General features: G+C 62.6%; 12 protein-coding genes and 1 tRNA gene. 4 read left to right on the top strand and 9 right to left on the bottom strand.

Features of this window, described 5'->3' with window-relative positions; genetic code table 11:
- Positions 1-33 precede the first annotated feature (33 nt).
- From CLV85_RS07040 to aceA, 5 genes are all read right to left on the bottom strand, one after another.
- Positions 34-441, bottom strand: a complete 408-nt coding sequence (locus CLV85_RS07040) for a DUF779 domain-containing protein (RefSeq protein ID WP_229820258.1) — start codon at positions 439-441, stop codon at positions 34-36.
- Positions 442-521: 80 nt separating this feature from the next.
- The gene (gene exaC / locus CLV85_RS07035) at positions 522-2,045 is read right to left on the bottom strand and encodes an acetaldehyde dehydrogenase ExaC (RefSeq protein WP_100388836.1); all 1,524 of its coding nucleotides are present in this window, start codon (positions 2,043-2,045) and stop codon (positions 522-524) included.
- Between the two features lie 183 nt (positions 2,046-2,228).
- Positions 2,229-3,506 carry a GAF domain-containing protein gene (locus tag CLV85_RS07030; protein WP_229820260.1) on the bottom strand — a complete coding sequence of 426 codons (1,278 nt, stop codon included), beginning with the start codon at positions 3,504-3,506 and terminating at the stop codon, positions 2,229-2,231.
- A gap of 75 nt (positions 3,507-3,581) precedes the next feature.
- Positions 3,582-5,201 (bottom strand): malate synthase A, encoded by a 1,620-nt coding sequence (gene aceB, locus CLV85_RS07025; RefSeq protein ID WP_229820262.1) that lies wholly within the window; start codon positions 5,199-5,201, stop codon positions 3,582-3,584.
- Positions 5,202-5,281: 80 nt separating this feature from the next.
- Positions 5,282-6,583: an isocitrate lyase gene (aceA, locus tag CLV85_RS07020; protein WP_100388833.1), complete on the bottom strand. Its 1,302-nt coding sequence runs from the start codon at positions 6,581-6,583 to the stop codon at positions 5,282-5,284.
- 142 nt (positions 6,584-6,725) lie between these two features.
- On the opposite strand from aceA, the gene CLV85_RS07015 reads away from it, so the two are divergent.
- The gene (locus tag CLV85_RS07015; RefSeq protein ID WP_100388832.1) at positions 6,726-8,195 is read left to right on the top strand and encodes a helix-turn-helix transcriptional regulator; all 1,470 of its coding nucleotides are present in this window, start codon (positions 6,726-6,728) and stop codon (positions 8,193-8,195) included.
- Positions 8,196-8,210: 15 nt separating this feature from the next.
- Here the strand turns inward: CLV85_RS07015 and CLV85_RS07010 are convergent, their stop codons facing one another.
- Both CLV85_RS07010 and CLV85_RS07005 read right to left on the bottom strand, forming a co-directional pair.
- On the bottom strand, positions 8,211-9,038 hold the full coding sequence (locus CLV85_RS07010) for a DUF1684 domain-containing protein (protein ID WP_100389295.1): 828 nt from the start codon (positions 9,036-9,038) through the stop codon (positions 8,211-8,213).
- A gap of 77 nt (positions 9,039-9,115) precedes the next feature.
- Positions 9,116-10,474: a CoA transferase gene (locus tag CLV85_RS07005; protein WP_100388831.1), complete on the bottom strand. Its 1,359-nt coding sequence runs from the start codon at positions 10,472-10,474 to the stop codon at positions 9,116-9,118.
- A gap of 34 nt (positions 10,475-10,508) precedes the next feature.
- Here CLV85_RS07005 and CLV85_RS07000 point away from each other — a divergent pair, with 34 nt between their 5' ends.
- A complete protein-coding gene (locus tag CLV85_RS07000; RefSeq protein ID WP_100388830.1) occupies positions 10,509-10,697 on the top strand; it encodes a PLDc N-terminal domain-containing protein in 189 nt (62 codons plus the stop codon).
- Between the two features lie 185 nt (positions 10,698-10,882).
- On the opposite strand, the gene CLV85_RS13600 is transcribed toward CLV85_RS07000, so the two are convergent.
- Positions 10,883-11,008: a hypothetical protein gene (locus CLV85_RS13600; RefSeq protein WP_268249120.1), complete on the bottom strand. Its 126-nt coding sequence runs from the start codon at positions 11,006-11,008 to the stop codon at positions 10,883-10,885.
- 222 nt (positions 11,009-11,230) lie between these two features.
- On the opposite strand from CLV85_RS13600, the gene CLV85_RS06990 reads away from it, so the two are divergent.
- On the top strand, positions 11,231-11,893 hold the full coding sequence (locus tag CLV85_RS06990) for a Pr6Pr family membrane protein (RefSeq protein WP_100388828.1): 663 nt from the start codon (positions 11,231-11,233) through the stop codon (positions 11,891-11,893).
- A gap of 60 nt (positions 11,894-11,953) precedes the next feature.
- Complete coding sequence (locus tag CLV85_RS06985; protein ID WP_100388827.1) at positions 11,954-12,622, top strand: HAD family hydrolase; 669 nt, start codon at positions 11,954-11,956, stop codon at positions 12,620-12,622.
- A 9-nt stretch (positions 12,623-12,631) separates the two neighbouring features.
- Here CLV85_RS06985 and CLV85_RS06980 read toward each other — a convergent pair.
- A tRNA-Ile gene (locus CLV85_RS06980) sits at positions 12,632-12,705 on the bottom strand.
- Positions 12,706-12,762: the final 57 nt, after the last annotated feature.

The raw sequence follows: 12,762 nt of genomic DNA, 5'->3' as shown, positions 1-12,762 counted from the left end.
CCTAGTCTGCCGTGCTGCGCCGACAGCGGCCATCTAGCTGAACGGTTCGGCGGTATCCATAAGAGTGGAACGGATCAGAAATCGCACACCCTCGGGTGCTTCGAGAGAGAATCCACTGCCTCGCCCAGCGACAACATCCACGGTGAGATAGGTGTGACTCCAGTACGCGAATTGCTCACCGGACATCCAAAAATCGATCAGTTGCTCCGGATGCCCTGCTGGTGCGACATCGAAGACTCCCAGCAACACATCACTGCCGCCAGTCAGAAACTCTCCCGCGGCAAAGCACATCGGGGAACTACCATCGCAGCATCCACCAGACTGGTGAAACATCAGCGGCCCGTGCGTGCGCCACAACGACCGCAGCAGGTCGATGCTCTCTGCCGTCATCCCCAGTCGAGGCTTAGTCTCGCCGGGAATTGCAATACGCGCTTCGATCATGAGTGAGTCCTGTCGATTGAGCCGAGGGCGGCTGCCGCGCTTCATAGCGCAACAGCCGCCTGGCCGCCCTGATCCCTGGTTTAGAAGAAGCCGAGCTTGTTCTCGGAGTACGACACGAGCAGGTTCTTCGTCTGCTGGTAATGATCGAGCGCGAGAGCACTGTTCTCGCGGCCAATTCCGGAACTCTTGTAGCCACCGAACGCGGCACCGGCTGGGTAAGCGTGATAATTGTTCACCCACACGCGGCCTGCCTGCAGATCGCGGCCAGCCCGGTAGGCGATGTTGCCGTTACGCGACCACACGCCAGCACCGAGGCCGTAGAGGGTGTCGTTGGCAATCGAAATTCCGTCGTCGTAGTCATTGAAGCTCGTTACTGCAACGACGGGGCCGAAGATTTCTTCTTGGAAGAGCCGCATCTTGTTATGGCCCTCAAAGATCGTCGGCTGCACGTAGAAACCGCCGCTGAGGTCTCCCCCGAGATCCACGCGTTCTCCGCCGAGCAGCAGTGTGGCGCCTTCCTGCTTGCCAATGTCGATGTAGCTCAGAATCTTCTCGAGCTGGTCGTTCGAGGCCTGAGCACCAACCTGGGTGTCGGTGTCGAGCGGGTTTCCTTGAACCGCCAGCGCCGTTCGCTTGACCGCATCACCCAAGAACCCGTCGTAGATCGGTTTCTGGATGAGCGCGCGGCTCGGGCTCGTGCACACCTCACCCTGATTGAATGCAAAGAGAGCGAAACCTTCTTGTGCCTTGTCGTAGTACGCGTCGTCGTGGTCGGCGACATCCGAGAAGAACATGTTCGGGCTCTTACCGCCGAGTTCGAGCGTGGCCGGAATGATGTTTGCACTCGCGTACTGCAGAATCAGGCGGCCAGTCGTGGTTTCTCCGGTGAAGGCGATTTTGCGGATGCGCGGGCTCGATGCGAGCGGCTTGCCCGCCTCGGCACCAAAACCGTTCACAATGTTGAGAACTCCGGGAGGCAGGATGTCGCCAATCAATTCGATGAGCACGAGGATCGATGCCGGAGTTTGCTCGGCCGGCTTCAGCACGACGGCATTGCCCGCTGCCAGCGCCGGAGCGAGTTTCCACACTGCCATCAGGATCGGAAAGTTCCACGGGATGATCTGACCGACAACGCCGAGCGGCTCCTTGTAGTGATACGCCGTCATGTCGCCATCCATCTCGGCGAAGTGACCCTCCTGCGCCCGGATTGCGGCCGCGAAGTAGCGGAAGTGATCCGCTGCGAGGGGAAGGTCTGCGTTGAGCGGTTCACGAATCGGCTTGCCGTTGTCCCACGTTTCGGCGACAGCGAGCATCTGAAGATTCGCTTCGATCACATCGGCGATCTTGTGCAGCACTGCCGCGCGCTCGGTCGTGGAGGTCTTGCCCCACGCCGGCGCTGCTTTATGCGCCGCATCCAAAGCCGCGTCAATGTCTTCTGCGGTGCCGCGAGCAACCTCGGTAAAAGGCTTGCCGTTCACGGGAGAAACGTTCTCGAAGTATTGGCCCTTGATGGGCTTTACCCACTCGCCGCCAATCCAGTGCTCGTACCGAGGCTTGAAAGCCATCAGCGAATCGGGAGTGCCTGGGGCTGCATAAACGGTCATTCGATGACTCCTGTTCGACGTCGTTGTCTGGGATGCGGCGGTAAAGCGGATGCCGTGGCCAGAACGGTACGCGTGCACAGGTTGCAGCAACGTTGCGAAAGCTTGCATCGCAAGACGCACGAGGCAAAGGAGGCGCTGTCGCGGAGCCTCGGTGGCAGCCTCGCAGCACGCTATCGTGTCGCGCTACGCCAGTTCGGAGTTGATCCGTTCGAGGCGCGAAACAATCGATGCGCGTTTGGGCGACTTGGCGGGCAGTCGCGTGAGGCAGGCGGTCCACACCTCAACGTCATAGGCGGCTTCGTCGATGCGGGCGTAGGCGAGCAGAGTGTCGAGGGAGGCATCCGTCAGCATCGACTCTCGCAGACGGGAGCTGACATCATTCCGAATCGAACGGATGCCGGGGGCCGTCGAGGTCGGCAACAACTGCCCCGAATAGCCCGCCAGGGCGACGCGGTGCGCCCCACGGTCGAGAAACGCGAGAACCCGCTGAGCGTCGAGGTCGAAGCTGCGAGGCAATTTGTAGGGGCGTGAAGTGGGAACAATGCTCGCGTCGGCGCTCTCAAGCACCCGACGCAGGCGCACCATTTCGGGCCGCAAAGTGTCGACCGAGCAACCGAGAAGTTCTGCTAATCGCTCGGCCGAGAGCCCCGAGGAGTGCCAGGCGAGCAATACAAGAATTTCGGCGTGCCGCAGGCTGAGATCGGTCGAGGCGCCGGAAACATCGAGCGCGCCACCTTCGCGGCCCAGCACCGACAGCGCAGGCAGTGACTCCGGGCGGGATACGGCGTGCTGAATACGGCGGGCAGGCCGAGCAATCTGCGCGTCAAGGGTACGGATGCGAAGCTCTGACTCGACAGCGGCCACCGCGGCTTCCATCAGCGGCAAGGTTGCCGGCGCCACAGCGTCATCACCGCCGGTGATGTCGATCACGCCGAGCATGGTCCCCGTCGACGGATCGTGCACCGGAACGGCCGTGCAGCTCCACGGGTGCACGATGCGGTTGAAGTGTTCGGCGCCATGAATCTGGATGCCGTGGTCGAGTACCAAGGCGGTGCCCGGTGCGCTTGTTCCCACGGCTTGCTCGCTCCAGTCGGCGCCCTCGACGAAGAGCATCCCTTCGGCGCGGCGACGCATGGTGCGATCGCCATCGATCCAGAGCAGACGACCGTCTTGGTCTCCGACAGCGACGATGAGTCCGGCATCCAGAGTGTGTCGAATTAGGAGGCGGTGAATTGTCGGCAGAGCGAGCGAGAGCGGGTGCGAGTCTCGGTACTCGCGCAGGTCGTGCTCGGTGAGTTGGCGAGCGTCGAGCGGCTGATCGGGGTCGAGTTCGAGTTGGAGTGAGCGCTGCCACGATTCGTGAACGAGGCGTCGCACTCCGGCAGTCGGTGCTCCATCGGCGACGGCCCGAGTGTGGGCCTGCTCAACGCGGGCACGCGCGCTGGATTCAGCGGTAGACATCCACGGGCTAGCCACAGGCACTCCGATCAACGTTGGTCGAGTGCCCTTAGCTTAGTTGGCTAGCCCGTGGAGCTGTCAGGCAGCGTTCTCGCGGGGCTGTTCTACGAGGTAGCTGCTGTACGCGCTGAGGGTGAGGAAGGTGGGGAATTCCTCTTCCAGCGTTACTTCGCGGAAGACCGCCGCAGCCTCATCGAAGCGATCGCCGGGGGTGCGCTCAATCGTGGCGAACACGTGGGCGAGCTCCTCCTCGATGCTGCGGTGCGTGATCGGTGTGCCTTCCGCCGTCACGACGTGCTGGTGCATCCACTGCCACAGTTGACTGCGACTGATCTCGGCGGTGGCCGCGTCTTCCATGAGGTTGTCGATCGCCGCGGCGCCGACTCCGCGCAGCCAGCTCTCGATGTAGCGCAGCGCAATGGAGACGTTGGAACGCACTCCGGCATCCGTTACCGCCCCATCGATGCGAAGGTCGAGCAGGTCCTCCGCCGTTACGTGAACATCGTCGCGCAGGCGTTCAACCTGGTTGGGGCGCTCCCCCAGTACCGCGTCGAACTCGGCGCGAGCGGTGGGGATGAGATCAGGATGCGCGACCCACGTACCGTCGAAGCCATCGGTGGCTTCGCGACGCTTGTCCCGCGTCACCGCATCAAGGGCACGCGCGGTCACTTCGGGGTCACGGCGATTTGGGATGAACGCGCTCATGCCGCCGATAGCATGTGCTCCCCGCTTGTGGCAGGTTGCAACGAGTAGCTCGGTGTAGGCCCGCATAAACGGCACCGTCATCGTGATCGCAGCGCGATCCGGAAGCACGAAACTTGCTCCCCGACCACGGAAGTTCTTGATGATCGAGAAGATGTAATCCCAGCGGCCTGCATTGAGCCCAGCACAGTGCTCGCGCAGCTCGTACAGAATCTCTTCCATCTCGAATGCGGCAGGAATCGTCTCGATCAGCACCGTCGCGCGAATCGTGCCGTGCGGAATGTTCAGAGCGTTTTCGGCGAACGTAAACACGTCATCCCACAGCCGCGCTTCGAGGTGGTTCTCGATTTTGGCGATGTAAAAGTACGGGCCGCTGCCGCGCTCGATCAGTTCGTGCGCGTTATGGAATATGTACAACCCGAAGTCGACGAGCGAGCCGGATGCCGGCGTGCGCAACCCTGCCCGGTCGGTGTACCGCAGGTGCTTTTCTACCAGGTGCCACCCGCGCGGCCGCATCACGATCGTGGGCGTCTCCTCGCCGAGAGCGTAGGTCTTTCCCTCGTCGGTGGTGAAGTCGATCTGGCGGCGGATCGCGTCGCGCAGATTCACCTGGCCGCCAATGACGTTGTGCCACGTCGGGCTCGTCGCGTCCTCTTGGTCAGCGAGCCAGACCTTGGCGCCCGAGTTCATGGCGTTGATCGTCATCTTGCGATCGGTCGGCCCGGTGATCTCGACGCGGCGGTCGTGCAAGCCGGGGCCGGCTCCGGCAACGCGCCAGCTGTCGTCCTCGCGAATCGCGGCCGTCTCCGGCAGGAAGCGCAGGTTGCGACCGTTCGTGATGTGCTTGCGCGACTCCATGCGCGCTGCGAGGCGGTCGTGACGACGACCCGCGAACTGATCGTGGAGCCGAGTCAGAAAGTGCAGAGCTTCAGGGGTGAGGATCTCGCTCGATCGGTCATGCGAATCAGCGAGAGGTTCCATTCTGTGCGTGGTCATGATGGGTCCTTAGGAAAATTGTTCTGGCATGAGGTGTCGGTGGGGTTGGCGCCCTCGCGTGGGCGAGGGCGCCAGAGGGTTTAGTGAAACTGCGCCGTTTCGGTGCTTCCGACGAGGGCGAGCGTTTCACTGGTGGGGTTGAGGGCGGTCGCGATGCGATCGAAGTACCCCGTGCCGACCTCACGCTGGTGGCGCGTGGCCGTGTAGCCGTCTGCTTCAGACGCGAACTCTGCTTCTTGCAGCTCCACATAGGCGCTCATGTGCCGCTCGCTGTAGCCACGTGCGAGCGTGTACATCGAGTGATTGAGGGCGTGGAACCCTGCAAGGGTGATGAATTGGAAGGCGTAGCCCATCGCGGCAAGTTCCCGCTGGAACGTCGCGATCTGGGCGTCGTCGAGGTGACGCTTCCAGTTGAACGACGGCGAGCAGTTGTAGGCGAGCTTTTTGCCGGGAAATTCCTTGTGGATGCTCTCCGCAAAGGTTCGCGCCAACTCCAGGTCGGGCTTCGCGCTTTCGACCCAGAGCAGATCTGCGTAGGGCGCGTACGCGTGGCCGCGACTGAGCACCGTTTCGATACCCGGAGTGGTGCGGTAGAAACCGTCGCTGGTGCGTTCGCCCGTCAAGAAGGGCTTGTCGCGGTCGTCCACGTCGTTAGTAATGAGGTCGGCAGCAAGCGAATCAGTGCGCGCGATGATGATGCTCGGCACTCCAGCAACGTCGGCGGCGAGACGCGCAGCGTTGAGCGTGCGAATGTGCTGCGAAGTGGGAATCAACACCTTTCCGCCCATGTGGCCGCACTTCTTCTCTGAGGCCAGCTGGTCTTCCCAGTGAACCCCGGCCGCGCCGGCTTCGATCATGGATAACATGAGCTCGTAAGCATTCAGCGGCCCACCAAAGCCGGCTTCCGCATCGGCCACGATCGGCGCCATCCAGTCGGTCTGGGGAGCACCGTTCTCAGCAGTCTCGATCTGGTCCGCTCGCAGAAGGGCGTTGTTGATGCGGCGCACTACGGCCGGAACGCTGTTGGCGGGGTAGAGACTCTGGTCGGGGTAAGTCTGCCCAGACAGGTTGGCGTCGGCGGCTACTTGCCAGCCGCTGAGGTAAATCGCCTCGAGCCCGGCGCGCACTTGCTGCACGGCCTGGTTGCCGGTGAGCGCTCCGAGCGCGGCAACCCACTCGGTCTCGTCACGCTGAATAAGGTTCCAGAGGTTCTCGGCGCCGCGACGAGCGAGCGTGTGGTCTTCCCGAACACTCCCCCGCAGCGCAATGACGTCTTCCGCGCTGAACTCGCGTTCGATTCCATTCCAGCGCGCATCTGTCTTCCACTCGGTTTCGAGTTCGGCTGCGGTTTGGATTTGATCGCCGGGGCGGTTGTTCGACATTGCTGGCTCCTTCGTCAGGGGGTGGTCGGTGGTGTGTTTCTTCGACTCTGCTGCCTCGGCACTGGTTCTTCACCGGCTTTTACGGCAGAATTCTCTGCATTCTTCTGTTTTTCCGCAGAAGGCCGTCAAGGAGGACACCGCAATGACCCCACGCACGCTCGCGCAGGCAGACGATGAGGACATGATCGATTCCCTCACCGTTGGCCGACGCATCCGGCAACTTCGCACGGATCGCGGTTTCACCCTCGACGACCTCGGCGCTGCCCTGAATCGAGCCGCGTCTCAGGTGTCTGTTATCGAGAACGGCAAGCGCGAACTCAAGCTCAGTGAGTTGCAGAAGCTTGCGCGCATCTTCGACGTTTCGGTCGACGATCTACTCAACGCCGAACCGCCCTCACGGCGCGCGGCCCTCGAGATCGCACTGGAGCGTGCTCAGCGCGGCCCGCTCTACAACTCGCTAGCGCTACCGGAGCTGCCGATCCGCAAGACGCTGAGCGATGAGGCGATTGAGACAGTGCTCGGCCTGCACGATGAGCTACAGCGACTGCACCGTGAGCGCGCTGCAACCCCGGAAGAGGCTCGCCGCGCGAACACCGAACTGCGGCGCCTGATGCGCAAACGCAACAATTACTTCGGTGAGCTCGAAGCGACAGCCACCGAGCTGCTGGATGCCGTGGGCCACACCGGGGGTCCGCTTTCGCAGCGTGTTGCCTCCGACCTTGCCTCGCACCTCGGGTTCTCGCTGCACTACGTGCCTGATCTTCCCGCTTCCACTCGCAGCGTGACGGATCTGCGTAATGGCCGCATCTATTTGCCTGTAGCCCAGGCGGAGAGCACTGACCCGCGGTCGACGTTGCTGCAGGCCCTTGCGGGGCATGTGCTGGGCATCCGCGAGCCCGCCGACTACTCCGAGTTTCTGTATCAGCGCGTGGAAACCAACTACCTCGCTGCCGCGCTCATGATTCCCGAGAAGACGGCCGTGGAGTTCTTGACGGCCGCCAAGGCGCAACGCGAATTGTCGGTCGAAGATCTGCGCGATGCCTTCGCCGTGCCCTATGAGACCGCCGCCCATCGCTTCACGAACCTCGCAACCGAGCACTTGGGCGTGCCCGTGCACTTTCTGAAGGTGCATGAGGGCGGCACGATCTCTAAAGCCTACGAGAACGACAACGCGGCCTTCCCGACCGATGCCCTCGGAGCAATTGAGGGTCAGATCGTGTGCCGACAGTGGAGTGCGCGCCAGGTCTTCGACGTCGAAGATCGCTTCAGCCCGTACCACCAGTACACCGACAAGCCGGGCGGCACCTACTGGTGCACGTCGCGCATTCAGTCGGGGCGGCGCGGGGACTTCTCGATCAGCCTCGGAACACCCTTCGCCTCGGCAAAGTGGTTCCGCGGTCGCGACACGACAAATCGTGCCGTGTCGACCTGCCCGGATGACGGATGCTGCCGCAGCGCGCCCGACAACCTCACGCAGCGCTGGGCCCAGCATTCGATCCCGAGCGCGCGGCTCAATAGTTCCCTGCTCGCCGCGATGCCCACGGGAATGTATCCCGGCGTGGACTCCACCGAAGTGTTTGAGTTCTTAGAGTCGCACTCGCCCAGGGCTTAGCGACTAGCGCGCTGCTTAGTCGTGCAGCAGCGAGCCATCCTTCTTCAGCACGTTCTTTTCGCCGGCCTCGATAGCGACCGCGAAACGGTTCTGCTTGGGAGGCATCGGGCAGTTGAAGTTGTAGCTGAAGGCGCACGGAGGCAGGATCGCGAGGTTGAAGTCGAGAACGATGGTTCCGTCGGGGTTGGGCGCGACGAACAGGAAGCGACCGACGCTGTAGGTGTCGACACCGCTGGTGGCATCCGCAAATACGAGCTGAAGGGCACGACCCGACTTGAAGGCGGCAAGGCTGTAGTCGACGCCATCCTTGGTGAACGAGATGTCACCGGGAATAGGCTGCTCGCGCTCTTGGCCGTTGTCTTTGATGTGCTCGAAGCCGAGCGTGGTGCCCTCGGGGTTGGGCGTGAAGGTGGCCGTGATGACCCATTCGGGGTTGTACGGGTAGGCGTCGATAGTGCCGAATTCCTGAATTGCCGGCGAGTTAGTGTCCCAGACCCGAAGTGCGTGGTTGCCCTCGGGAGCCTTGATCACGAAGCCCGTCACGGTCTCGCCAAAGACGATCGCGCTCGGGTTCTCGTGGCTCTTGCTGCGAACTACGGCGCTGCCCTCCACGAGCGTGCCGTCGACCACGATGTTGTCTTCGGCGGTAGCGGTGACCGTGAGACCATCCTCGTGCGGAGCCCAGGTTCCGGGAACGCCCCAGATGGTCTGCTCAGCGTCAACCCACTGAGTGTTCGTCAGCGCAAGGTTACCGTTCTGCTGCACGACCGCCTGGTCGCGACGTTCGCGGAAGAGCGCGAGCTTGGCTTCGGGCGTGAGTGTGGGAGCAGCAGTGTCAGTCATAAGTCCATCCTTGTTGAAGTCCATCATGCCAACCACCGCCGACACGGGAATATTTCAGGAAAGCCAGATCGATCGAGCTATGCACGCCACTCCGCCGGGCTGGAGCCCCACTCCACAGCGGGAGCGCCAAAACGTCCGGGGCTGCCAGCGTAGGCCGGGGCTGGTACTGCGCTCGTGATGCCGTCGTGCGTCGTCACCGTCGGAGTGAAGTTCGCGGATGCCGTAGGCGCATGGCGCGGACGACGCTGCTGCAGCAACTCAGTTGCCAAGCGCGCGAGCGACACCTCAACGAGCCACGAGTGCCCCGCATCGATGCGACGTCGCACTGCCGTGGTGACGGCGGCCGCCAATAAGTAGCCCGCCGCATGGTCGAGAGCTTGAGCCGGCAAGGCGCCCGGCGTTCCCTTACCTTCACCCTCCGTGAGCGCGATTCCCGTCGCGGCCTGAACGATGCTGTCGAAGCCACGGCGTTCAGCCAACGGTCCGACTGTTCCCCACGCCGAAAGACGGCCCACGATGATTCCCGGGCGGCGCTCGGCGAGAGCCGCGGGCGAAAGTCCGAACTTGTCTAAGGTGCCGGGGCGGTAGGCGGTGAGTACGACATCCGCGGTCTCGAGCAGTTTCTCGAACGTGGCTCGGTCGGCGTCAAGCTCGAGGTCGAGCAGTGCTGAGCGCTTGCCGGCGCCGGTGTCGAGGTGCTGCCAGCCGATTTCAGGATGTCGCGGGCTGTCGATCCGAAGAACGTCGGCTCCCCACAGTCCGAGCGTTCGAGCCGCGACGGGGCCGGCGATCACGCGAGTGAGGTCGAGTACGCGAAGCCCGGCGAGCGGCGCGTCGATGGTGGTGTCACCGAGAACAGACTGCTCGGTGTCCCCCAGCGACGTCATCTCAATAACGGGAAGATCGGCCAGTGCGCGGGCGTGCGGATGCTCGGCCCATTCCTCAGCGGTACGCACCACGGTCGCGACTCCCCCGGCGGCGACAACTTTCTCTTCAACGTCGGCGGCGTTCATGGTGTGGAGCGCGAGCATGAATCCATCAGCGCCGGTGTCGTCGGGCAAGCCCAACGCCGTGAGCAGCGCCTCGCGGTGATGCGGGTAGTTCGCGTGCGTGCGCACCCAGCCATCACTGCACGGCCAGAATCCCGAGAGCTCCGCCCACGCCGCAACGGGTTCACCATCCTGACGGAAGTGCTTGTCACTCGTGACGGCGGTGGCCACTTTGAGCGGGCTCAGCTCAACAGCGGGCACCGCACAGCCCACCCGACGGGCGGCTAGGAGCGACGCCGAAAACGATGCCGCAGCAATCGCATCATGAACAAAGCGACCCGTGGGTACCACTCCGGTGAGAGGTACCGCAGTACCGTTTTCGCGCACTAAGGCGAGGGCGGCAGCATCTTCCCCAAGGGAATGCCACGCAGCATCCAGCAAACTCATAACTTGATAGTGCCATGCCCGGTAGATTTAGACCATGGAACCTATTAGCTTCAGCTTCGGCATCGTCGGGTTGATCGTCTTCATTATCACCGTCGTCTCGATCGCCAAGAGCACGAACCATGGAGTCGTCGGCAAGTTCCTCTGGATCTTGGTGGCCTTCTTCTTGTCGATCTTCGGTTCGATCCTGTGGCTGATCTTCGGTCGCGGCAAGGTGCGCAAGTAACAGCGCGCCCGCTCCGAAGCAATCCTCGGCGGTGATCGTCAGCGCTGTGATGCTCGGCGCGGTGATGTGCGTGGCGGCGCGGGCGCACTGAAGGGACACGGGGTTTCCGTGCCTGCGACTGCGCGCCGCCACGCTGAACTCATCGGATCTGAGTGTGGAATCTGATGAGTTCGATTGGTGGGCCGCTATTGGCCCTTACGCGGCTTGATAAAGCCGGTGTCTTCGAGCTTGGCCCGCTTCTGCGCCCGCTTGTCTTTGATCGACAGCTTGGCTTCCTTTTTCGTGCTTCCTCTAGGCGATTTTCCAGCCATGATTACTCCGCTTCCCCTTTTCTCAGTTGGCGTGTTCACCTTGACCATAGCCCATTCCTGAGAGGAAAGCACTTCCCTCCTGACCGGCTTTTTTGTCCGCCCAGAGAAGAGCACTGAATCCCGTCGCGGCACGCTCATTTCGTCCCGCCGCGCGCCCGTTCTTAGGCCAGCAATCACCCCCGCTATAGTCAGGCTCATACTTGCTTTAGTTCGAGGGGAACTATGACCTACGCCGCCACACCCGTTACGCCCGAAACCCGAAGCGGCACCGTGATCGTCGCCGTACTGCGCCTCGCCATTACCGTGCTGGTCACAGCGGCGGTGATTGCGACCGTTGCGGAGGCAGCGGGGCGCACGGCGATCAATCCGTTCAACATGTTCGGTTACTTCACGATTCAGTCGAACATCATCCTCGCGGTCATCTATGCCGTAATCGCCGTGGTCGCCTTGCGTGGCGAAGCAGCGTCACCGGCGCTGAACATCGCACGCGCCTCGGTCACCACGTACATCATCATTGTCGGCGTTGTGTATGCCACTCTGCTCGCTCCGCTGGGGGCTGCCGGCGGCGTTCCCGTGGCGTGGGCGAACACAGCGCTGCACATCATCACCCCGATCTTCGCGCTGGCCGACTGGATCCTTTTCTCTGACCGCGCCCGCATCGCCTTCAATAGACTGTGGATCGTGCTGATCTACCCGATTGTTTGGGTCGTCGTCGTGCTCGTGCGCGGCGCAACCGACGGTTGGGTCCCCTACCCATTCCTGCACCCGGACACCGGCTACGCCAGCGTGTTCTTCTACGTTGGCCTCATCGTCGTTGTCATGCTCGCCTTCGGTTCGCTCGTGTTCTGGATCTCAGGAAAGCGCTCAGTACTGCGCATACCGTAGATCTCCACACGTTTAGGGTCCGCCGCTACGGTGCGGAGCCGCACACCGAGTGGGGATGCTATGACGAACACACCAGCAACGATCTTCTTCGACGTCAACGAGACCCTCTCCGATCTCTCACCCGTGGGCGATGCGTTCGAGGCCGTCGGGGCCACCCGCGAGGTCGCGTCGTCATGGTTTGCGAGCATTCTGCGTGATGGTTTCGCACTCACAGCGGTCGGCACCGAGGCCCGTTTTCTCAACATCGCCACGACGAATGCGCGCGACAGCCTCGGCGCTTCCCCCCTGAACATGCCCATCGACGAGGCCGTGGATGCGGTGATCGCCGCATTCTCGAACGTGAGCCTGCACAGCGACGTCGCCCCCGGCATCCGCGCCCTGCACGACGCAGGCCACCGACTTTTTACGCTCTCGAACGGGCCAGCGAGCAATGCTGAGCGCATGCTCACCAAGGCCGGAGTTGCGGATGCCATGGCTGGCTTCCTCTCGGTCGAGGGCAACTCCCCGTGGAAGCCAGCACGCGCGTCGTACGAGGATGCGCTAACTCGCACCGCTACCAGCGGCGTTGCCCATCTCGTGGCTGTGCACCCCTGGGACATTCACGGCGCTGCGGAGGCCGGACTCTCAACCGTGTGGGTAAATCGTCAAGGAGCGACATACCCCGCCCATTTCACCGCACCCACAGTGACAGCGGAAACGCTCGAACAGCTGCACACCCACCTGGCCTAGACACAAAAGTAGGGCGGACGGGACTTGAACCCGTGACCGACGGATTATGAGTCCGCTGCTCTAACCAGCTGAGCTACCGCCCCGTGCCCGCACTGGTGCGGGCGCGTACCTACGTTACCGGCAAAACGCGTCAACCCACG

The sequence above is a fragment of the Salinibacterium amurskyense genome (assembly GCF_002797685.1).
GTDB lineage: Bacteria > Actinomycetota > Actinomycetes > Actinomycetales > Microbacteriaceae > Rhodoglobus > Rhodoglobus amurskyensis.
The sequence above is the reverse complement of the archived record's forward strand: the minus strand, read 5'-3'. Positions and strand labels throughout refer to the sequence as shown.